This is a genomic window from Mycobacterium sp. SMC-18, from assembly GCF_045310895.1.
Taxonomy (GTDB): Bacteria; Actinomycetota; Actinomycetes; order Mycobacteriales; family Mycobacteriaceae; genus Mycobacterium.
Window position 1 is genome coordinate 24,093 of the sequence record NZ_JBJIAL010000033.1, and the last position, 21,784, is coordinate 45,876.

Here is a 21,784-nt window from a genome sequence, read left to right on the forward strand (position 1 = left end):
CGGATGCCGCAGTGGTACAAGAGCAAGCTTCTGACCGCGGTTGTGGCGGCCGGACTGGTCGCCGGAATGACCGTCGCAACCCCGTCGGCACTGGCCGACCCGGATGCGCCGGACCCCGATGTGGCGGCAGCGCCCATCGACCCGGGTCTTCCCACCGAGGCACCCCTGCCACCGCCGATCCCGCCGGCTGCTGAACCGGCGCCGGCGCCTGCACCCGTCATCCCGGGCGCCCCGATCCCCGGCGAACCCCAGCCGATCCCGCCAGGTACCCCGGCCGGTCAGAACCCGACCCCGTTCGTCGGCCAGCCGCCGTTCAACCCGCCGACCTTCAACCCGGTGAACGGGTCCATGGTGGGGGTGGCCAAGCCGATCTACATCAACTTCCCGCGGCCCATCGCCAACAAGCAGATGGCGCAGGATGCGGTGCACATCTCGTCCAACCCGCCGGTGCCCGGCATGTTCTATTGGGTGACCGACACGCAGCTGCGCTGGCGGCCCATCGCCTTCTGGCCGGCCAACACCGTCGTGAACATCGACGCCGCAGGCACCAAGTCCAGCTTCCGCACCGGTGACTCGCTGGTCGCCACCGCGGACAACGCGACGCACCAGATGACCATCAGCCGCAACGGCGTCGTGGAGAAGACCTTCCCGATGTCGATGGGCAAGACCGGCGACGAGACCAAGAACGGCACCTACTACGTGCTGGAGAAGTTCCCGGACATCGTGATGGACTCGTCGACCTACGGCGTCCCCGTCGACTCGCCGCAGGGTTACAAGCTGAAGGTCAACTGGGCGGTCCGTATCGACAACAGCGGCGCGTTCGTGCACAGCGCCCCGTGGTCGGTCTCCGACCAGGGCAAGCGCAACGTCAGCCACGGCTGCATCAACCTCTCGCCCGACAACGCGAAGTGGTTCTACGACCAGTTCGGCAGTGGTGACCCGATCGTCGTGAAGAACTCGGTCGGCCTGTACAACTACTCCGACGGTGCGGGCGACTGGCAGTGGGGCATGCAGACGCCGGCCGCGACGCCGTCCACGGGCAGCGGCTCGGGTTCGGGCGCCGGCACGCGCTGATCCGTCGACAACGCGAAAACCCCCTATTTCCAACGAAATAGGGGGTTTTCGCGTGGTATGGCTAATTCCAGATGCGCACGCGCTCGGCGGGATCCAGGTACAGCTCGTCGGACGTGCTGACATCGAACGCCTCGTAGAACGAGTCGATGTTCCGGATCACGCCGTTGCACCGGAACTCCGGCGGCGAGTGCGGGTCGACGGCGAGGCGCCGAATGGCTTCGGCGTCAAGGGATTTGGTGCGCCACACCTGGGCCCAGCCGAAGTAGACGCGCTGGACACCGGTCAGCCCGTCGATGACGGGCGCCTCCTTGCCGCCCAGTGACAGCTCGTAGGCCAGCAGCGCGATGGACAGCCCACCCAGATCGCCGATGTTCTCGCCGACGGTGAAGGCACCGTTGACGTGGTGGCCCGCGTCCAGCGCCCGCGGCGTGAAGGCCTCGTACTGCTCGATGAGAGCCTTTGTCCGCAAACCGAATTCGGCGCGGTCGGAGTCGGTCCACCAGTCGACGAGGTTGCCGTCGCCGTCGTACTTGGCGCCCTGGTCGTCGAAGCCGTGCCCGATCTCGTGCCCGATCACCGCGCCGATACCGCCGTAGTTGGCGGCGTCGTCGGCCTCGGCGTCGAAGAACGGCGGCTGCAGAATGGCCGCGGGGAAGACGATCTCGTTCATGCCCGGGTTGTAGTAGGCGTTCACCGTCTGCGGCGTCATGAACCACTCGTCGCGGTCCACTTCGCTGCCCAGCTTGGCCAGCTCGCGATCGTGCTCGACGGCCTGGCCCCGCAGGTAGTTGCCGTACAGGTCGCCGGCGTCGATCACCAGATTCGAGTAGTCCCGCCAGCGTGCCGGGTAGCCGATCTTCGGGGTGAACTTGTCCAGCTTGGCCAGCGCGCGCTGCCGGGTCTCGGGCGTCATCCACTCGAGGTTGGTGATGCTGACGCGGTAGGCCTCGCGCAGATTGGCCACCAGCTCATCCATCCGCGCCTTGTGGGACGGCGGGAAGTGCCGGTCCACGTAGAGCTTGCCGACGGCGTCACCCATCAGGCTCTCGACCAGGCCGACGCCGCGCTTCCAGCGGTCCCGGATCGCCTCGGTGCCCGACAGGGTGCGGCCGTAGAAGTCGAAGTTCTCCGCCACCAGGTCGTCGGTCAGGATCGGGGCGCGGCCGCTGATCACGCGCCAGCTCAACCACGCCTTCCAGTCCTCGAGCGGCTCGGACGCCCACAGCGCCGCGAAGGCGACGAGGAAATCGGGTTGCCGCACCACGACTTCGGTGACCACATCGGCCGACGCGCCGACCGCCGCCAGCCAGCCGTCCCAGTCGAAACCGGGCGCTTCGTCGGCCAGATCGGCGAACCGCCGCAGGTTGTAGCTCAGGTCCGCGTCGCGGCGCTTGACCACATCCCAGTGCGCCGCGGCCAGCTTGGTCTCCAGCGCGACGATGCGGGCCGCGGTCTCGGTCTGGTCGCCGCCGAAGACCAGGCTCAGCATGCGGGCGATGTGCTGCGGGTAGGCCGCCAGCACCGCCGCGTGTGCCGGCTCGCGGTAGTAGGACTCGTCGGGCAGGCCGAGCCCGGACTGCGTGAAGTGCAGCAGGTACCGCGTCGAATCCTTGGAGTCGGTGTCGACGTACGCGCCGGCGCCCCCGCCGACGCCGGTGCGCTGCAGCCCGCCGAGCACGGTGGCCAGCGCTTCTGGGGTAGCAGCGTCGGCGATGAGAGCCAGCTCGGCCCGCAGCGGCGCCAGGCCCACGGCGGCCACCCGCTCGGTGTCCATGAAGCTCGCGTAGAGGTCGCCGATGCGCTGTGCATCGGTGTTCGGCGCGCCGGATGCGTTGGTGATGATGTCGCGCACCTGCTCCTCGGCACGGTCGGCCAGCAGGCGGAAGGCGCCGTCGGTGGCGCGGTCGGCCGGGATGTCGTAGTCGGTGAGCCAGCGGCCGTTGACGTGACCGAACAGGTCGTCCTGCGGGCGGGCGTCGGGGTCGAGGTAGCTCAGGTCGATACCGGATCGGGGCGAGGTAGCTTCGAGAGTCACCTCGCCATCCTGCCATCGCCGCTGCAGTGCCGGTGGGCGCTGCGGGTAGCCTCACGCCCATGCCCGACGAGCGCAGCGGAGACTCCGCCGAAAAAGACGCTGCGAAAGACACAGCGAAAGACACCGGATCAGCCGGCGCGGCCACCGCCGCCAAGCCCGCCGCCAAGGCTGCCGCGCCGAGCGATCAGGCTGAGGGAATCTTCAGCCGCTACGGCATCGTCTCCGCGGTGCTGGGTGTCGTCGCGGCCGTCGCCGTCGTCGTCGCGACGTGGGTCTACCTGGGGCACCGGGCCGACGACAAGGAACGCGTGCACGAGGCGCAGGCCATGAAGGCCGCCGCCGAGTGGGCCGGCCTGCTGATCAACATGACCAAGGACAACGTCGCCGTCAACGTGCCGAAGCTGCACGAGGGCACCGTCGGCCAGCTCAACGCCGATTTCGATGCCACCGTCGCGCCGTTCACCCAGCTGGTGCAGAAGCTGCAGAGCCAGACCACGGGGCAGATCGAGTCCGTCGCGCTGGAGACGCTGCACCACGCACCGCCGGGCGAGCAGGGCAAACCGGCCGTCCAGCCCGAGCTGGCGGCCATCTCCTCGGATACGACGACGGTGCTCGTGATCGCGACGTCCGTGAGCCAGAACGCCGGCGCCAAGCCGCAGACCGTGCGCTGGCGGTTGCGCCTCGGAGTGTCCGACATCGGCGGCAAGTTGCTGATCTCGCGATTGGAGACGCTGCGATGAGGAACGCGTGGCGGGTACTGGTCTTCGACATCCTGGCGCCGCTCGCGGTGCTGGCGAGCCTCGTCTACATCGGGCTGGCCCTGGAGCGGCCGCTGTGGTGGGTCGTGGTGGGCACCATCATCGGGCTGCTGGTGCTGCAGGCGTCGATCGTCAACTTCGTGCTGTTCCGCCGTGACGGCGTCACCATGGGCACCGATGACGACGCGCCCAGGTTGCGGCTCGCGGTCGTCGGGCTGACGACGGTCGCCGTGGTCGCGGCCGCCATCGTCGGCTACACCAAGTGGACGGTGCCGGATCGCACCACGAGCGCCGACATGTCCATGGTGGTCGGCATCGCCAGCAGCGTCGCGGAGGCGTCGGCGACCTTCACGCCCGGCGCGCCGAACGTGTCGATCGACCGCGCCACGGCGTTGATGGCGCCGCAGCGCGCGGAGGCCTACCGCAACGAGTTCAACGCGGTCGCCAAGGATCTGACCAGCCGTGGGGTGGCCGGGCAGGCCAGCACCATCTCGGCCGGTATCGAGACCATCGGCCCCAATTTCGCCAGTGTCGCCGTGGTCATGCGCGCCACGCAGAACACCCCGAACAAACCCGCGCGGGCGACGGTGTTGGGGCTGCGGGTCACGCTGACGAAGCAGGACGGACGCTGGCTGGTCATGGACGTCACCCCGATCGCGTCGCGGTAGGGGTGGTAGGGCCGCTCGAGAGGGACCAAATGGTCGTCTCGGCGCGCGAGAAGCGACCATTTGGTCCTTCTCGGCGGGTGGCTACGAGCGGGCGGAACGCATCCGGGCGAACCGGTCGGAGAGCCGGCGCATGCGCACCAGCAGCGCGGCCGACGGGCTGGTGGTGCCGGCGGTGTAGGCCGAAAGTTCTTGTGCGCCAACGCCGATGCGGGACGCGAACTCGGTCTCGCTGAGACCGGAACGCTCCATCAGCAGCCGGATCTGGCGGGCCACCTCGGCGCATTCGTTGGCTTCGAGCTGCGTGCGGGCGCGGGCCAGCACCTCGGCCAGCGCCTTGGAGATGCCGTACGGGTTGCTCGTGGCCAGAATCTCTTCGACCTGACGGGCGGTGCGGCCGAAGGGGTCGCGCTTGATGGCGACGACGATGCGCTGCCACACCGCGAGGTCGTCGTTCTCCAGCGCGGCGCGGATGGCGGACGTCGACCAGAACTCGACGGGCTTCTCGCCGGGGGCCTGTGCCGGGAACGCGACGGTGGGCGCCCCGTTGGTGCCGGCGGCGGTGGACTTACCGGGACCGTCGGCACCAGAAGGGGTGTCCCTCACTTCGGATGTCAACGTCACCTCGCCTCCTCCAACATGGCCACCGCCACCGCCAGACAACGCTGTTTGACGTCGGGCCAATCTGCCGATTCGTGGTCGTCGAACGGGTGCGGGTCGGCCAACCTGCGGACCAACTGGGTGGCCACCCACTGGTTCTTCGACCGTTCTCCACAGTAATACCCGTCAATTCCGGCCAGAACCGCGGCTGCGGTCCGGATATCCATGCAGGAGACCAAATCGACGAAGTCGGTGTAGTCCTGGACGCTGTTGCGCGACATGATCAGGTAGCCCTTCAGTCGCAGCGTCTCGGCGCCCGTCGGGATCTCGAGCCGGTCGCCGGTGGGCAACAGCACCGTCGTCGTCTCCACGGGGCTGCGGCGCTCGATGGCGGGGCCGTCGGTCTCGTCGAGCGACAGGGCGTCGAGCGCGACCGACAGCCGGCCGCCCCACATGGTGACGGGGTGCACGTCGGGGTTGTCCGACGCGGACCGGGACTGGCCGTGCGCGCGCCGCCGCAGCAGCGCCAGCCCGGTGCGCGAGCGGTCCGTGCGTGGGGGCGCCGCCGCGATCCGGCGGGGCACGGCGCGTGGCACGTACTGCTGCTCGCCGGGCTCGCAGCCGCTGAACGCCAGCGGATCGGCGACGGTGACCGTCTGTGCGGCAAGGTTTTTCAGCTTGGCCGCCGACTTGACGACGCTGCGCAGTTCGGCGCCGGACGGGCCCAGTGCGGAGATGTCGTCGGGGATGATGACGAGGCTGCCGGTATCGGTGGCGGGCAACGGCTTCTCGAAATCCACCGACGGCAGCAGGCGGTCCAGCCACTTGGGCAGCCACCAGTTCCACTGGTCGAACATCGCCATCAGCGCCGGCACCAGGACCAGCCGCACCACCGTGGCGTCGACCGCGATGGCCACGGCGCAGGCCACACCCATCTGGGCCACCAGCGGCATGCCGGCGAACGCGAACCCGATGAACACCGCGATCATGATCAGCGCGGCGCTCGTGATGGTGCGGGCGCTGGTGCTGACGCCGTATGCGACGGCGTCGCGGGTGTTGCCGGTCTGCAGGAAGCGTTCCCGGATACGCGTCAGCAGGAAGATCTCGTAGTCCATGGACAGGCCGAACGTCATCGCCAGGACCAGCGGCGGAATGGTGGTGTCCAGCGACTCCAGGGGCTTGAACCCGAGCGCCTTGAACCAGCCCCATTCGAAGACGATCACGAGGCTGCCGTAGGCCGCGGCCACCGACAGCACCGTCATCAGGACGCCCTTGAGCGCCAGCACCACCGAGCGGATCGAGATCAGCAGCATCACGAACGCGATGAGCGACACGAAGACGAACACCAGCACCTCGGTGTTCGCGACGCGATGGTCGAAGTCCATGATCAGCGCCGTCGGCCCGCCCACCGCGATGGCGACGTTCGGGCCGGCGACCCCCGGCAGATGTTGTCGCAGCCACGTGATCGAGTCCCGCGCGACGAGATCTTCGGGGTCGACCGACAGCACGACCGTGAACAGGGCGCTGCGGTTGTCGTTGCTGAACACCGGCGGCGCCACCTGGGCCACGTCCGGCGCCTGCGTCATGGTCTGGTGCAGCGCGTCGAGCGTGGCGGTGTTCTGGGCGTCGGAGGCCGTCGCATCGGGGAACGTCGCCAGCACCCGGAGGGGGCCGAGCGCACCGGGGCCCAGCGCTTCCGCCGCGGCGGCCACGCCGCTGCGGATCTCGTGGGTCGGGGAGAACTGGCGCAGCATGCTGTTGCCCAGTTGCATGCCGAACGACGGCGCCGCCAGCAGGACCAGGAAGACGGTGGCCAGCAGCGCCGACAGCCACGGACAGCGCATGGTGCGTTCGGTCCACTGGGTCCAGAACGGCGACTGCGCGGCGTCGGAGCGGCGCGAGACGTGCAGCCACGACGAGCGCTTGGCGACCCGCTTGCCGAACGTGGCCAGCACCGCCGGGATCAGGGTGGTCGACGTCAGCACCGCGATGGCGACAGCCAGGATGGCGCCGGTGGCCATCGACGACAGCACCGGCGTGCCGATGAGATAGATGCCGGTGATCGAGGCGATCACGGTGAGCCCGGACAGCACGACCGCCAGGCCCGACGTCGCCATCGACGCGTCGACGGCCTGTTCCGGGTCGCGGCCGGCGCGCAGTTCCTCGCGGAAACGCATGAGGATGAACAACGAATAGTCGACGGCCAGCGCGATACCGAACATCGACAGCGTCGTCGTCGCGAAGACGCTCATGGTGACCCAGATGGACAGGAGGTAGACCACTCCCATCGTCACGATCACCGTGCAGGCGCCGAGCAGCATCGGCATGGCCGCGGCGGCCAGGGAGCCGAACACCGCCAGCAGCACGATCAGCACGATCGGCAGGTTCCACTTCTCGGCCTCGGCGACGTCGTGCTTGGTGGTCTCACTGGCGGCTGCGCCGAGTGCGCCCTGCCCGATGACGTACAGCCGGACCTTGCCGTCGGCGGTCTGGCCGGGCTTGCCGTCCTTGATGCCGATCGCGGTGCGGAGCTTCTTGGCGATGTCGACGGCGCCGCTGTTGTTGAAGTCGAGGCGCAACGTCACGACGTAGGGTTTGCCGGCCTGCGGCTCGGCCTGCGTGGGGTCGGGGACGACCTTGACGCTGGAGACGCCGGCCGCGATGCGTTTGAGCTCGTCGACGGCGGCCGTCATGTCTTCCTGCGTGGCGTTGGCGTTGGGGGCCGCGACCAGGGCCAGCGGCGAGGCGCCCTCGTCGGGGAAATGGTCCTCGAGTTCGCGCTGGACGTGCAGCGATTGGGAGCCGGCGACCTCGAAGCCGCCGCCGCTGAGGTTGCTGGACTGGGTCGCCGCGAGATACAGGGACGGCACCATGAGCAACAGCCAGGTGGCGAAGACCACCCAGCGCCAGCGCCGCAGCAGACCGCTCAGCCGCATCATCAACTGCTGGATGGCGAACCCTCTTCCTGCGGTCGTCCCGGTTGCCACCGGAGTGTTTTGATCGGCGTTTCGTGCCGCCGACCCTACCCCAGTATGGGGTAGGGTGACCGGCTCGCGAGCGGCGATGAGGCGCCTGACGGGAACCTTGATCCAACTGCAACCGGGCCACTGCCGGCCCCGCCGGCAACGGTGTCGGAGGCCGATGGCGGGCTGCGACGCCAGGTTTGAACACCGCAGTGACCTGGATGTTTGCTGTGTGGATTGGTCACCGGCCGCGCCGCGATGGCAAGATGGCGGGAGCCGAATCCCGGATGAGGCCGGCGCTGCCATTGACGCCACCCCGGGAAAACAGTGTTTGCCGAGTGTTTACATGGCCGTCTCTGGTCCGTAAACCGGTGAGGAGATTTGCCATGAAGACGACCAGTGTGGCGGTTCGCCGCGGACTTGCCGGGGCGTTCGCTGTAACTGCAGTCGGCGGCGTGATGGTGACGTCGTTCGGGGCTCCGTCGGCCGGTGCGGGCCAGGATCCGTGCGCGGCCAGCCAGGTCGCCAAGACCATCGGCATGGTGGCCACCTCGACGGGCACCTACCTGGATGCGCACCCCACCGCGAACCAGACGCTGACGAACATCTCGCAGCAGCAGCCCGGCCCGCAGTCGCTGGCAGCGCTGAAGACCTACTTCGATGCCAACCCGCAGGAGGGCGCCGCGCTGCAGAACCTGCAGGCGCCGCTGGTGACGTTGTCGTCGCAGTGCAAGCTGCCGCTGACCCTGCCGCAGCTGATGGGCCTGATGCAGTCGGCGCAGCAGGGTGGCGGACTGCCCGCCACGTTGCCCGCGATGCCGAGCGTGCCCGGCGCCGTGCCGTTCACGCCCACCCTGCCTGGCGTGACGACGGCGACGGGGTCTGTGCCCGCGGCTCAGGCGGTGTCGGCGCCCGCCGCGCGGTAGTTCCGGCCGCGCCCGGAGCTCCTTATCCGGCACCCCGCGAAAGTCGTCGCACTTTCTGATTAGCTTCCAGTGTCGGCATCGGTACTGGTCGCCGACATCGGAGCTCTCGACGAAGGGGTTTGACCACATGATGCTTTCCGCTCTGGCCAAGCGACGCGTTGTTGCCGGTTTCATCGGTGCCGGCGCGGTCGCCGGCAGCATGTTGTTCGGTGCCGTGCCGTCGGCCCTCGCCGACGACCTGCCGCCCAACTGCACCTCTGCGGACATCGCCGGCGTCAAGTCGGGCGTCGAGGCCTCGACCTCCGCCTACCTGTTCACCCACCCCGACGTGAACGACTTCTTCACCAGCCTCCGGGGCCTGTCGAAGGACCAGGCGCACGCCAAGGTCAAGCAGTACCTGGCCGCCAACCCGCAGACCAAGGCGGAGCTGCAGGGCATCCGGCAGCCGCTCAAGGACATCCGCGACCGCTGCGGCATCCCCGGCCCCGCCGCCCGCTAACCCGGGATTTGTGCACGAAAATCCGCGGTAGGCGCGGATTTTCGTGCACAAATCACTTGCGGAGGCGAGCCAGGCCGCGCCAGCCGAGCAGGAAGACGGCGGTGACGGTCGAGGCGACGATCACGAAACTCACCGCGACGCCCTGAGCCGAGGCCTTGCGCAGCAGCATGCCGATCACGATGGTGCTGACCCAGACCACCAACCCGGTCGGGTTCAGCGCGGTTGGGCGGCGCCAGCCCCGCGCCAGCGCCCAGCCCGCCACGGTTCCGGTCAGGAACGGCCAGCTGGTGTGCGCCACACCGGCCAGCGTGATGCCCTCGGCGTGGCTGCGCCGGCCGATGGAGCAGAAGATCACCACCAACACCACGTCGGTGAGGAAAGCCAGTGCGGCACTGCGATTTCCGGTGGTCTGCTCAGTTGTCATAGGTCATCACGTCCAGATTCAGTGGGCTGACATTGTTTTCGGCGCGGGCGGTGAAGCCGGGTTCCGGACGCGCGGGACCGCCGGCCTCCAGCGCGTCGACGGCTGCCATGTTGGCCAGTCGGTCGGTGAGCCGGAACGAGCGGAACACGAACGGCAGGCCGTCCGCGCGCAGTGGATCGGGTGCGCTCATCACGTGGAAATGCAGGTGCGGCGCACTGGAATTGCCGGTGTTGCCGACGTTGCCCAGCACCTGCCCGGTGGTCAGCCGGTCACCCGGCTTGACCTTGACGCTGCCGGTCTTCAGATGCGCGTAGAAGGCGAAGTTTCCGTTCCCGATGTCCTGGACGACGTGATTGCCGCCGTACTGCGCCAGCGTGAGGCCGGTCGGGTCGACACCCGGCACCTGCTCGGGCAGGCCGTCGAGAACCGCCACCACCGGGCCGTCGGCGACCGCGTGCACGTCCGAGCCGAAGTAGAGGTAGCTGTCCGTTTTCGCGCGGTCCCCGCTGAACAGCTGCCCGTCGGCCCGTAGCTGCTCGTAGTCGATGGCGAATCGCTCTGCGGCCCAGAGTTTTCCATCGATCGGGTTGAGGGCCATGCGGTGCGGCGTCATGTCGCAACAGCCGTTGGCGTCGAGCCAGCCGGAGCCGCGCAGCGGCGGGTCGAGTACGACGGGCTTGTGGTCGGACACCGTCACGGGTGCGACGTTCTCGGTCACCACCGGTGGCACGAGCGGCGGCATCGGCTTGGGTACCTTGACCACCACCCGGTGTGAAAGTTGCTGGGGCGCAGCGCCACCCGCGTCCAGTTTGACGTCCAGCCAGACGATCGACCGTTGTCCGGGCGCCAGATCGTTGCTGCTGATGCGGGTGCCCATGGTCCGCGTCCAGTAGGCGAGGCCGGCGCCGGACAGTTGCAGCAGGGGCCCGGCGGGTCCCAGGACGGCGATCGAATCCACGGTCACGGGTTCGGGGGAGGTGTTGGTCAGCAGCAGCTCGTATGCGAGATGCACCTTCCCGTCGGTCGCCGGAACGGGCACGGGTTCGGCCACGACGTCGACGAGGACGGGCGTGACGATCGGCTCGGCGCCTATGGAAGTCGTTGCGGGAGTAGAAGACTGGACCGATTTCGGTGCCGTCGTGCAGGACGTCAGCGCGGCGGCGAGCAGCAGTGCCGCCGCCGGCCGGCTACCCGGGATCATGCGAGGTCTCGGGGTCGGCGGGCGGCACACCCGGTGCGGGGGAAGGGGTTTCGGGCGCATCCGGGTCGAAGTCCTTCTCCGTGCGGAACAGGAAGAAGAACACCACCCAGCCGATGGCCGAGATGAAGATCCAGCTGACCAGTCGATAGATCAGCATCGTCGAGATGGCCGCCGCGAGCGTCATGCCGCTGGACACCAGGCCGGGCACCAGCACCGCCTCGACCACGAGCAGCCCGCCGGGCATCAGGGGAATCGCGCCGACGGCGCGGGCCGCGGCATACGCGACAGTCAGGCCGGCCAGCGACGGATGCCCGCCGGTGGCGTACGCCGCGCAGGCCAGGCACGCGACGTCGGCGATCCAGTTGAACAGCGACCAGCTGAATGCGACGGTCAGGGTCCGGCGGCTCAGGCTCACCGACTCCAGCTGGTTCAGGGTGCGGCGCCAGCCTTCCAGCCCGGTGTCGGCGGGCTTACCGCGCAGCGAGTTGAACCACGACAGCAGCCGCACGCCGATGCCGTCGATCTGCTGCGGATTGGCGGCGACGGTCTGGGCCAGTAGCAGCAGCGCCACGAAACCGCCGATCGTGAAGATCAGCGACAGCGGGTTCTTGCTCGCGCCGAGCAGGAACGCGCCGCCCAGGCCCAGCAGGGCCAACCCGACCACCTGCAGGGCCCCGGACATCACCAGCTGCCACGAGGCCACCAATGGCGAGGCGCCCCACAGCCGCTGCTGGCGGTAGACGAAGGTGGCCGAGAGCACTGGGCCGCCCGGCAGGGTGGTGGACAGCGCGTTGCCCGCGTAGAACGCGGCCTCGGACCGCCACTGCTTGACCTGGACACCGGCGGACCGGAGCAGGGTGCGCTGAATCTGCGCGAAGCTGTGCATCGAGGCCAGGGCCGCGACGGCCGCGGCGGCGACCCACCACCACGTCGCCGACAACAGGCTGCGCCACGCCTTGGCGAGCTGCTCCCAGACCATCACGACCTCGACGGTCAGCACGACGACGGCGATACCGATCAGAACCCAGCGCAACCACCAGTACTTGCCGCGGGGCCGGGCCGGTGCCGAACGGGCATCGGCGCGCCGGCACGCCGCCCAGAGGCCGCGACGGCGGGCCGTCAAAGACCCGGGGGCAGCCTCGTGTGACACCGCTACAGCGTATCCGGCGTGTCGCGGGCGGCTCGCCGTACGCGGCCCGCATGGCGCAACGACCCCGCGGTGTCATCGGGCGGCGCTACGCTGGCGCCCATGTCACAAGCCGACGAAGCGGTAGATCCGGTGGTACGCAAGGCCGCAGCCTGGTCGTGGCGGTTCTTGGCGATCTTCGGCGCGGTGCTCGCCGTGCTGTGGATCGTCATCAAGCTCGAGGTCATCGTGGTGCCCGTGCTGCTGGCCATGTTGGCCACGGCCTTCCTGCTGCCGGCCGTGGACCTGCTGACCCGGCGCGGTCTGCCGCGCGGCGCGGCCGTCGCGGTGATGCTGCTGAGTTCCATCGTGGTGATGGGCGGCATCCTGACGTTCGTCGTCTTCCAATTCATCGACGGCGCACCGGCTTTGGTGGAGCAGGTCACCAAGAGCATCGACGGCGCCCGCAAGTGGCTGACCGAGGGCCCGATCCTGCACCTGAGCGCCGACCAGATCAACAGCGTCGGCCAGACCGCCATCGATGCCCTCAAGAACAACCAGTCCAAGCTCACCAGCGGGGTCTTCTCCACCGCCGGCGCGCTGACCGAGATCGTCACCGGCCTGCTGCTGACCCTCTTCACCCTGATCTTCCTGCTGCACGGCGGGCGGGACATCTATGCGTTCGTCACCAAGATCATCCCGTCGTCCGTGCGGGACCGGGTGCGCGAGGCCGGCCGGGCCGGATTCGGCTCCCTGATCGGATACGTCCGCGCCACGTTCGTGGTGGCGATGGTCGACGCCGTCGGTATCGGCACCGGTTTGGCGATCATGGGGGTGCCGCTCGCGCTGCCGCTGGCGTCGCTGGTGTTCCTCGGCGCGTTCGTCCCGCTGGTCGGTGCGGTCGTGACCGGTTTCGTGGCCGTGGTGGTGGCACTGATCGCCAAGGGCTGGATCTACGCGCTGATCGCGCTCGGCCTGATCATCGCCGTGCAGCAGCTGGAGGCGCACGTGCTGCAGCCGATCGTCATGGGCCGTGCGGTGTCGGTCCACCCGCTCGCCGTCGTGCTGGCGATCGCCGGCGGCAGCGTCACCGCAGGCGTCATCGGCGCGTTGATCGCCGTGCCCATCGTCGCATTCCTCAACAGCGCCATCCGGGTGCTGACCGCTGACAATCCACGCGCCACCGAGGCCGAGGTACTCGCCGAGGCCGGTTCGGTCGCGGCCGCGGCGGTGTCGCCGGGGGACACGCCGCCAGCTACAGACGGCCCTCCCGGCGCAGCAGATCCGCAGCGCTGACCCCGCCGCCGGTGCCGCGACGCTGAGTTTCGGCGGTATCGATCTTCTCGGTGGCGTCAGGGGTGTCGGCCGGCTGGGCGCGGAACGCCGTGGTCGGCTCGTTGCCCTGGTCGCCGGGTGCGTCTGACGGCGTCTGAATCTGCGGCCCGGAGGCGCTGATGTTGCCGCGCAGCTGCCCGAGCCACGACTCGATCTCCCGGTTGCCCGGACCGCCCTGACCCTGGCCCGGCTCGGCGGGACGGCCCGCTCCCGGCGCGCGGAACGCCGTGGTGGCGGGCTCGGAGGCCGGACCGAAGGCGGTGGTCGCCGGGTCGCCGATCGCGGTGGTCGGCGGCGTCGGGTCCCCGTTCTGCGGGGTGACGGCGCGGGTCACGTTCGACACCACGTTGCGGAAGGCGCCCTTGGCGGCGCTGAACCGCGTGGTCGCGGGTTCAGCAGACGAGGGTGCGGGCGGGGCCTGCGGTGCCGGGGGCTGCGGCGGAGCGCTCGGCATCCGGTTGGTGGGTGCCTGGCTCGGCGGCTGCGGCTGCCCCGGGGTGATCCGGGTCGGGACGGCGCGCTGGCCGGGGGCCGGATGCGTGGGATCGTGCGGCGGGCGGACCGGGGCACCGGAACCGACCAGCGCACGGGGATCCTCGGGTTCGCGGACCGCGGGACGCTTGCGCTCGTCGGGCAGCTCGGTCTCGCCGAGACCCAGCTTCTGCTGAACGCGCTTCATCCACAGCGGCGCCCACCAGCAGTCGTCGCCCAGCAGCTTCATGACGGCCGGCACCAGGAACATGCGGATGACGGTGGCGTCGAGCAGCAGCGCCATCAGCAGACCGAATGCCAGGTACTTCATCATCACCAGGTCGGAGAACGCGAAGGCGCCGACGACGACGGCCAGCACCAGCGCGGCGCCGGTGATCAGGCGGCCCGTGGTGGCGGTACCGATCCGGATGGCCTCGGCGGTGGACATGCCGCGCTCGCGGGCCTCCACCATGCGGGACACCAGGAACACCTCGTAGTCGGTCGACAGACCCCAGATGACCGCGATGATCAGGCCGATCATCGGCGCCATCAGCGGCTGCGCGGTGTAGTTCATCAACCCGGAGCCGTGCCCGTTCTCGACGAACATCCAGGTCAGGATGCCCATGGTCGAGCCGAGGGTGAGGGCGCTCATCAGGGCGGCCTTGATGGGCAGCACCAGTGAGCCGAACGCCAGGAACATCAGGACGGTCGTGGTGATCACCAGGATCGCCACCATCAGCGGCAGTTTCTCGAACAGCGTGCTGATGCTGTCCTGTTCGAGCGCTGGGGTGCCGCCGACCATCACCTGGACGCCGTGCGGTTCCTGCAGGGCGCGCAGTTCGTTGATCTTCTCGCCGGCGTCACCGCTGTTGATGAGGCCGTTGGACAGCACCCGGACGGACGGGTCCTTGCTGCCGCCCTCCTGGTACGTCCGCTCGGCCCACATCTTCGACTTGTCGTTGCCGTCCGGCGTCACGAAGCCGCTGATGGTGCCGGCGTTGGCCCGCACCTGGGCGATCTGCTGATCGGTGACGGGCTGGCCGTTGTCGCTCTTGATGACGAGGGTCAGGGCGTTGGTGCGGAAGCCGGGGAAGAGCTGGTCGAACTCCTCCTGCGCGGTACGGACCGAGTTGTCCGGCGGCAGGTACTTCTCGCTCATACCGGCGAGGGCCAGCTGTCCCAGTGGGATGACCAGCAGGATCATGCCGATGGTGATCGGCACGGCGAATGCCAGTGGCCGTTTCATCACGACGTTGACCAACTTGCCCCAGAAGCCCTTCTCGACCTCTTCGCGGGTCTTGGTCTTCTGCGTCTTCTCGGCGAACCAGTCGATGATCTTGCGCGAGAACGGCCAGTTGGCCAGGAACGGCACCTTCAACAGGGTGCGCACACCGAGCGCGTCGACGTTGGAACCCAGGATGCCCAGCACTGCGGGCAGCACGGTGTTCGACAGGAACGCGGCCAGCAGCACCGACGCGATGATCGCGTAGGTGATGGACCGCAGGAAGCCCAGCGGGATCAGCAGCAGGGGCAGCGACGACGCGACGATGATCACCGCGGAGAACGCGACGGTCCGGCCCGAGGTCATGACGGATCTTCGGACGGCCGCTTCGACGTCGTAGCCCTCGGCCAGTTCTTCTCGGAACCGGCTCACGATGAACAGGCCGTAGTCGATCGCGATACCGAAGCCCATCATGGTCACGACCGGCTGGGCGAAGAAGTGCACGGGCCCGAACTCGGCGGTGAACCGCAGGATGCCGAGCGCGCCACCGATGGTCAGGCCACCGATGATGGCGGGCAGCGCGGCGGCGACCGCGCCACCGAACACGAAGAACAGGACGACCGCGACGAGCGGCACGATCGCGATCTCGGCGCGTTTCTGGTCGGTGCCGATGGTGCCGGTCAGCTCGCTCGCGAGCGGCTCCAGACCGGCCAGCTTGATGTTGCCGCCGTTGACCTTGTACAGGTCAGGGGCGACGGACTGGTAGTTCTTCAGGATCGCGTCGTCGTTGTCGCCCTTGAGCGGAACGGTGATGAAGGTGTGGCGCAGGTCCTGCGTCGTCATCTTCTTCAGCCCGTCGCTGGGCGCTTTCAGCCAGCCGACCCAGGCGACCACCTTGTCCTTGTGGTCGTTGACGAAGGTGTCCAGCTCGCCGCTGACCTTCTTCTGCCAGGCCGGGTCGGTGATCTTCTTGTCGTCGGGTGGCGTCAGGATGGCCACCACGAGGCTGGTCCGGTCGCGGCCGTAGACCTCGTCACCGAGCACCGAGGCGGCGACGGACTCGCTGCCTTCGTTGTAGAAGCCACTCTGCGTGACATGCTCGCCGAGACTGGACCCGTACACGGCGCCACCAAGGCACAGTGCGACCATGACACCGATCACTATGTATCGGAATCGGTACACCGTTCGACCCCACCAGGCGAACACGTCAGCTCCTCACGATTATCTGCATAAATTTGAGCTCAAAGGCACCCTCTAAGAGGTTGCCATTTTCAGCCACCGCACACGTCATCTGTAGTTTTTCCTAAACGCGCGAGCTCAGCAGCGCGGACAACGGCCGGAAGGGCTGCAGCCAGGCGCCCTGTTCAGGCAGCGAATCCAGGCCGATTCGCGGCAGCGGCTCCCGGAAGACACCAGGGATGTCTTCCAGGTCGACGAAGTCCAAGGTATCCGACGCTAACGCCCAACTGGCATGTTCGCGAAATCCGACCACGGTCGCGGGAGTGCCGTCGTGGGCGATGTCCTCGAGCGGTTGGCGGAACGCCTGGCCGTCGGCCGAGGCCACATAAATGCCGGCCAGACCCTCGCTGCGGCGCAGCGCGATGTGGGCCAGCATGTCGCTGTCGACGTCGCTGTCCTCGTCGGTCTTCGGCTTGGCGAACACCGCGAAACCGACGTTCCGCAGGGCCTCCACCCAGGGGCGCACGACGTCGGCGCTACCGGGTGCGATGTTGGTGAAGACGGTCGCCTCGGGCTCCAGGGACACCGGCGGCTGGTCCGGTCGCCGGCCGTTCGCGATCTCGTTGGTGCGGGCCAGTAGCCAGCGGCCCAGCGCGTCGAAGCGGGGCCGGTGGGCGGCCGTCGGCCGGCCGCCGAGGATCGACCCGAGGCCCATGTCGAGGTTCGGTGCGTCCCAGACCAGCAGCACCCGGTGCGGCCGGGGTCCCGGCGGCGGGGTGGGCGGGTAGGGCTTCACCTGTGGAATGGCCTCGGTGATCGTCACTCGGGCTTCTCCCAGATGAGTTCGGTGATGGGGCTGCCCATCCGCATGCCGCGCGCCTCATATTTGGTCGTGGGGCGTCGCACCGAGATCGGCAGGTCGGCATCGGCCGACGTGCGCTTCAGGGTCGGCTCGGCGTCGCCGACTTCGGCGATCTGCACGGCGTAGTCGGCGTGGTCGGTGGCCGCGTGCAGGATGCCGCCGGGCTTGAGGCGGCTGGAGATCAGCGCCACCGTCTCGGCCTGCAGGAGCCGGCGCTTGTGGTGGCGGGCCTTGGGCCAGGGATCCGGGAAGAACACGCGCACGGCGGTCAGGGTGCCCGGCGCGATCATGTGTTCCAGCACATCGACGCCGTCGCCGCGGACGAATCTCACATTCGTCAGGCCGGCCCGGTCGACGCCGCCGAGCAGCTGCGCCAGGCCCTTGCGGTAGACCTCGACCGCGATGACGTCGAGGTGTGGTTCCTCCTGCGCCATGGCCAGGGTCGAGATGCCGGTGCCGCTGCCGATTTCCAACACCACCGGCGCGGTGCGGCCGAACCAGGCGGCGGTGTCGATGAGGCCCGCCGCGGTGCCATCTTCGGAGCGGGCGACTTTGCCCAGCTCAGGCCAGCGCCGGTCCCACGTGCTCTGCTGTCCGGTGGACAGGGTCGACCGGCGGGACCGGAAGCTGGTCACGCGGCGATGCTGGTGGGTGGGTGCGGCGGTGGTTTCGGTGGCCGGCTCGTTTTCGGCCGCCGAGGCGCCGGCCGACGAGGCAGCGTCGTCCTCGCGCTGGGCATACATTCGTCCATCGTCTCTCATCCGGCTGTGAGAGCCCGCATCGTGGTGCAGATTGATACCCAACAGTTGCCTGGAAAACGGCGTCGGCCGGACCCGCGCCGAGGTGCGACGATGGCATCCGGGGGTAGGTGGTGTCAGGGGATCTTTGGCAGCGGTTCACCGCGGAGCTGCAGCGGTTGACGAACGACGTGCCGGGCCTGGCGCATGTTGTCGCGGGCCCCGAACCGGACGACGCCGCCGGCCGGTACCGGTCGATATGTGCAGTGCTGAGTGAAATCGCCTGGACGGCAAACGAATTGGATGACGATCGGGTGCACCGGTGGTTGGCCTCCGATGCGATGGCGGCCCTGCGTACGGCCGCGGCGACGGCAGCGCTGACAGCCGACGGCCTGGTTGTCGAGGCCGCCATGGACCCCGACGCCCAGCTGCGGCGGGCGCTGCACTGGCGCCGTCACGGCCGTCGCACCACCACCGACCTGCACCGACGCTGCGCCGCGGACCTCACGCGCGGGTCATTGCGGCTACTCGCACGTGCGGGAGTGCGACGCGTGACGTCTCGACTGGAACTTCAGCGCATCCGGCTGGAGCTGCTTCGCGAGTCCCGCCGGCAGTACGGCGACCTGCACGCCGAACTGCTCACTCGGGTGCCGTCCCGGCGGCTCGCGACCGGGAATTTCGAAGCCCGCGTCCGCGAGCGGCTGGTGGAGCAAGCTGCGCGGATTCGCGACGAGACCACGTTCGCGCTCGGCGCTCCCAAGGCCGACGGCCGGTGGCCGGCACCCGGCATCCCGGGGCCGGTGCTGGCCCAGCGCCCGGACGAGGTGTGGTTGGGCCTCGTGCTGGGCGCGGGTTTCGGCCTGGGCGCGGCATTGGGGCTGGCCAGGGTGATGACTGGGCTGGCCGGCGTGCCCGACGGCATCGGCGGCGGCGTGGGGCTGGTGCTCGGTCTCGCGCTGACGGCGGCGGTCATCGCGGGCCGCGCCCGGCTGCATCGGCGGGCGGTGCTGGACCGGTGGGTCGGGACGGCCGTCGCGGCGGCACGGCAGGCGAGTGAAGAGGAACTGGCGTACCGGTTACTGGAGGCGCAGGCGGTGATGGCGTCCGCACATCACAAAACGAAAAATTGACCGCTTTACGAATTGTGCCCACCGAAGCGCTCGCGCTACTGACGGGTAACCGGCAGTTGGCGCCCTCAAACGCGTTACCTGCGGGTTCGGGACCCGTGATTGGGCTTTCTGAATCGTTCTTGTGAGAGATCGGACAGCAGCCCGATTGTCCACTTGTATGTCACTCACGTTAACCTCTAAAGAGGTATAGCTGCGATTTGCGAGCAGGAGAATTTGATGACCTCAGCGACCATTCCCGGTCTCGACGCCGCACCGACCAATCACGCCGGGCTACTCGCCTGGGTTCGTGAAGTTGCGGAGCTGACTCAGCCCGACCGGGTGATGTTCGCCGACGGCTCGGCCGAGGAGTACGACCGTCTCGCCGCTCAGCTCGTCGAGGCCGGCACCTTCCAGAAGCTGAACCCGGAGAAGCAGCCGAATTCCTATCTCGCACTGTCGGATCCGTCGGACGTTGCTCGCGTCGAGTCGCGGACCTTCATCTGCTCGCAGCGCGAAGAGGACGCCGGGCCCACCAACAACTGGATGGATCCCGCCGAGATGCGCGGCATCATGACCGACCTCTACCGCGGCTGCATGCGCGGCCGCACCATGTGGGTCGTGCCCTTCTGCATGGGCCCGCTGGACGCCGAGGATCCCAAGCTCGGCGTCGAGATCACCGACTCGGAGTACGTCGTCGTCTCGATGCGCACCATGACGCGCATGGGTGCCAAGGCGCTGGCCAAGCTCGGCGACGACGGCTTCTTCGTCAAGGCGCTGCACTCGCTCGGTGCACCGCTGGAGCCCGGCCAGAAGGACGTGCCGTGGCCGTGCAATGACACCAAGTACATCACCCACTTCCCCGAGACCCGCGAGATCTGGAGCTACGGCTCGGGCTATGGCGGCAACGCGCTGCTGGGCAAGAAGTGCTACTCGCTGCGTATCGCCTCGGCCATGGCGCACGACGAGGGTTGGCTCGCCGAGCACATGCTGATCCTCAAGCTCATCTCGCCGGAGAACAAGGCGTACTACATTGCCGCGGCGTTCCCGTCGGCCTGCGGCAAGACCAACCTCGCGATGTTGCAGCCCACCATTCCGGGCTGGCGCGCCGAGACCGTCGGCGACGACATCGCCTGGATGCGTTTCGGCAAGGACGGCCGGCTGTACGCCGTCAACCCCGAGTTCGGCTTCTTCGGCGTCGCGCCGGGCACCAACTGGTCGTCGAACCCGAACGCCATGAAGACCATCGCCGCCGGCAACACCGTCTTCACCAACGTCGCCAAGACCGACGACGGTGACGTCTGGTGGGAAGGCCTCGAGGGCGAGCCGGAGCACCTCATCGACTGGAAGGGCCAGGACTGGATCCTGCGGGAAACGGAGACCAAGGCGGCGCACCCGAACTCGCGCTACTGCACCCCGATCTCGCAGTGCCCGTCGGTCGCCCCCGAGTGGGACGACCCGCAGGGTGTGCCGATCTCGGCGATCCTGTTCGGCGGCCGCCGCAAGACGACGGTGCCGCTGATCACGCAGGCCCGCGACTGGCAGCACGGCGTCTTCATCGGCGCCACCCTGGGCTCCGAGCAGACCGCCGCCGCCGAGGGCAAGGTCGGCACCGTGCGCCGCGACCCGATGGCCATGCTGCCGTTCCTCGGCTACCACGTCGGTGACTACTTCCAGCACTGGATCAACATCGGCAAGAACGCCGACGAGTCCAAGATGCCGAAGATCTTCTTCGTCAACTGGTTCCGCCGCGGCGACGACGGCCGCTTCCTGTGGCCGGGCTTCGGTGAGAACAGCCGCGTGCTGAAGTGGGCCATCGAGCGCATCGAGCACCAGGCCGAGGGCAAGAGCACCCCGATCGGCATCGTGCCGACCGCCGCTGACCTGGACCTGGAGGGTCTGGACGTGTCGGCTGCCGACGTCGACGAGGCGCTGGCCGTGCGTGTCGACGAGTGGCAGAACGAGCTGCCGCTGATCGAAGAGTGGTTCGAGTTCGTCGGCGAGAAGCTGCCGACCGGCATCAAGGACGAGTTCGACGCCCTCAAGCACCGCTTGGCTGAAGAGGCCTAAGAGCTCCCTCGCACAAACACACGACCCCCGGTCTCCCAGGAGATCGGGGGTCGTGGGTTTTGGGGCGATCCACCGCGAATGTGCGTCCAGATCGCGGATCGGGTGGCGGAGACGCGCTACGTGCACACTCGCGGCGTAACAGGCGAATATCTGCCTGCGACGCGACGGCTTTCCCGCTCGTCCGCGAGGTCGAATCCGGTCCGGGGCGCAGCAGCGAAGTACCTAGCGTCAATCATGGCCTGCAGAACTGCCGGTGATTGAAGCCAAGTACTTTCTCCGGGCGCTAGCGGTCCCTTAGTTCAATCGACACCGGCAATGGCGGTCATGATTGAAGCCACGTACTTTGCCTCGGGACCCGGCACTGACGCCGGTCCTGAAGGCAACCAGGGGTCCAGGCTGGGTCGATGACTGTCAGGTTCGGCGCCGTGAATGGCTCGTTGAGGACTCGACGGCTTCCCGCCACAAATGATCTTGATTAGCCACACAATCGAGTTAGGGTAACCGAACTCAAAACGTCCAGCACGCTGACCA

Annotated in this window: 17 protein-coding genes; 8 read left to right on the plus strand and 9 right to left on the minus strand. The window is 68.4% G+C overall.

What is annotated here, in order from left to right; all coding sequences use genetic code 11:
* Nucleotides 1-3 precede the first annotated feature (3 nt).
* Nucleotides 4-1,074, plus strand: a complete 1,071-nt coding sequence (locus ACJH6J_RS22735) for a L,D-transpeptidase family protein (RefSeq protein ID WP_406804559.1) — start codon at nt 4-6, stop codon at nt 1,072-1,074.
* A 61-nt stretch (nt 1,075-1,135) separates the two neighbouring features.
* Here ACJH6J_RS22735 and ACJH6J_RS22740 read toward each other — a convergent pair whose 3' ends face one another.
* Complete coding sequence (locus ACJH6J_RS22740; protein WP_406804560.1) at nt 1,136-3,109, minus strand: M13 family metallopeptidase; 1,974 nt, start codon at nt 3,107-3,109, stop codon at nt 1,136-1,138.
* Between the two features lie 59 nt (nt 3,110-3,168).
* On the opposite strand from ACJH6J_RS22740, the gene ACJH6J_RS22745 reads away from it, so the two are divergent.
* The gene (locus ACJH6J_RS22745) at nt 3,169-3,849 is read left to right on the plus strand and encodes a hypothetical protein (RefSeq protein ID WP_135357930.1); all 681 of its coding nucleotides are present in this window, start codon (nt 3,169-3,171) and stop codon (nt 3,847-3,849) included.
* Nucleotides 3,846-4,535, plus strand: coding sequence for a hypothetical protein (locus ACJH6J_RS22750; RefSeq protein ID WP_212807930.1), 690 nt, complete (start codon nt 3,846-3,848; stop codon nt 4,533-4,535). The genes ACJH6J_RS22745 and ACJH6J_RS22750 overlap by 4 nt, the downstream gene beginning before the upstream one ends.
* An 81-nt stretch (nt 4,536-4,616) precedes the next feature.
* On the opposite strand, the gene ACJH6J_RS22755 is transcribed toward ACJH6J_RS22750, so the two are convergent.
* Both ACJH6J_RS22755 and ACJH6J_RS22760 read right to left on the minus strand, forming a co-directional pair.
* Complete coding sequence (locus ACJH6J_RS22755; protein ID WP_135357928.1) at nt 4,617-5,156, minus strand: helix-turn-helix transcriptional regulator; 540 nt, start codon at nt 5,154-5,156, stop codon at nt 4,617-4,619.
* Nucleotides 5,153-8,071: an MMPL family transporter gene (locus tag ACJH6J_RS22760; RefSeq protein ID WP_135357940.1), complete on the minus strand. Its 2,919-nt coding sequence runs from the start codon at nt 8,069-8,071 to the stop codon at nt 5,153-5,155. Before ACJH6J_RS22760 ends, ACJH6J_RS22755 begins: the two co-directional genes overlap by 4 nt.
* Before the next feature lie 410 nt (nt 8,072-8,481).
* Between ACJH6J_RS22760 and ACJH6J_RS22765 the strand changes: the two genes are divergently transcribed.
* Nucleotides 8,482-9,021, plus strand: coding sequence for a hemophore (locus tag ACJH6J_RS22765; RefSeq protein WP_212807931.1), 540 nt, complete (start codon nt 8,482-8,484; stop codon nt 9,019-9,021).
* 127 nt (nt 9,022-9,148) lie between these two features.
* The gene (locus tag ACJH6J_RS22770) at nt 9,149-9,520 is read left to right on the plus strand and encodes a heme-binding protein (RefSeq protein WP_212807932.1); all 372 of its coding nucleotides are present in this window, start codon (nt 9,149-9,151) and stop codon (nt 9,518-9,520) included.
* Between the two features lie 52 nt (nt 9,521-9,572).
* Here the strand turns inward: ACJH6J_RS22770 and ACJH6J_RS22775 are convergent, their stop codons facing one another.
* From ACJH6J_RS22775 to ACJH6J_RS22785, 3 genes are read right to left on the minus strand one after another with little or no spacing between them, the layout of a single operon-like run.
* Entirely contained in the window at nt 9,573-9,944 is a 372-nt protein-coding gene (locus tag ACJH6J_RS22775) for a DUF3054 domain-containing protein (protein ID WP_212807933.1), read from the minus strand.
* The gene (locus ACJH6J_RS22780) at nt 9,934-11,145 is read right to left on the minus strand and encodes a M23 family metallopeptidase (RefSeq protein WP_212807934.1); all 1,212 of its coding nucleotides are present in this window, start codon (nt 11,143-11,145) and stop codon (nt 9,934-9,936) included. The genes ACJH6J_RS22775 and ACJH6J_RS22780 overlap by 11 nt, the downstream gene beginning before the upstream one ends.
* Nucleotides 11,132-12,295 carry a YbhN family protein gene (locus ACJH6J_RS22785; protein WP_244872709.1) on the minus strand — a complete coding sequence of 388 codons (1,164 nt, stop codon included), beginning with the start codon at nt 12,293-12,295 and terminating at the stop codon, nt 11,132-11,134. The genes ACJH6J_RS22780 and ACJH6J_RS22785 overlap by 14 nt, the downstream gene beginning before the upstream one ends.
* 99 nt (nt 12,296-12,394) lie before the next feature.
* Here ACJH6J_RS22785 and ACJH6J_RS22790 point away from each other — a divergent pair, with 99 nt between their 5' ends.
* A complete protein-coding gene (locus ACJH6J_RS22790) occupies nt 12,395-13,567 on the plus strand; it encodes an AI-2E family transporter (RefSeq protein WP_212807935.1) in 1,173 nt (390 codons plus the stop codon).
* Here ACJH6J_RS22790 and ACJH6J_RS22795 read toward each other — a convergent pair.
* The 3 genes from ACJH6J_RS22795 to trmB all read right to left on the minus strand — a co-directional run bounded on the left by ACJH6J_RS22795 (nt 13,527) and on the right by trmB (nt 18,101).
* Complete coding sequence (locus tag ACJH6J_RS22795; RefSeq protein WP_212807936.1) at nt 13,527-16,505, minus strand: MMPL family transporter; 2,979 nt, start codon at nt 16,503-16,505, stop codon at nt 13,527-13,529. The genes ACJH6J_RS22790 and ACJH6J_RS22795 overlap by 41 nt on opposite strands.
* 97 nt (nt 16,506-16,602) lie before the next feature.
* Nucleotides 16,603-17,283, minus strand: coding sequence for an NYN domain-containing protein (locus tag ACJH6J_RS22800; protein ID WP_244872895.1), 681 nt, complete (start codon nt 17,281-17,283; stop codon nt 16,603-16,605).
* A 14-nt stretch (nt 17,284-17,297) separates the two neighbouring features.
* Nucleotides 17,298-18,101 carry a tRNA (guanosine(46)-N7)-methyltransferase TrmB gene (gene trmB / locus ACJH6J_RS22805; protein WP_371824503.1) on the minus strand — a complete coding sequence of 268 codons (804 nt, stop codon included), beginning with the start codon at nt 18,099-18,101 and terminating at the stop codon, nt 17,298-17,300.
* Nucleotides 18,102-18,211: 110 nt separating this feature from the next.
* Between trmB and ACJH6J_RS22810 the strand changes: the two genes are divergently transcribed.
* Nucleotides 18,212-19,207 carry a hypothetical protein gene (locus ACJH6J_RS22810; protein ID WP_212807939.1) on the plus strand — a complete coding sequence of 332 codons (996 nt, stop codon included), beginning with the start codon at nt 18,212-18,214 and terminating at the stop codon, nt 19,205-19,207.
* Nucleotides 19,208-19,423: 216 nt separating this feature from the next.
* Nucleotides 19,424-21,253: a phosphoenolpyruvate carboxykinase (GTP) gene (locus ACJH6J_RS22815; protein ID WP_212807940.1), complete on the plus strand. Its 1,830-nt coding sequence runs from the start codon at nt 19,424-19,426 to the stop codon at nt 21,251-21,253.
* Nucleotides 21,254-21,784: the final 531 nt, after the last annotated feature.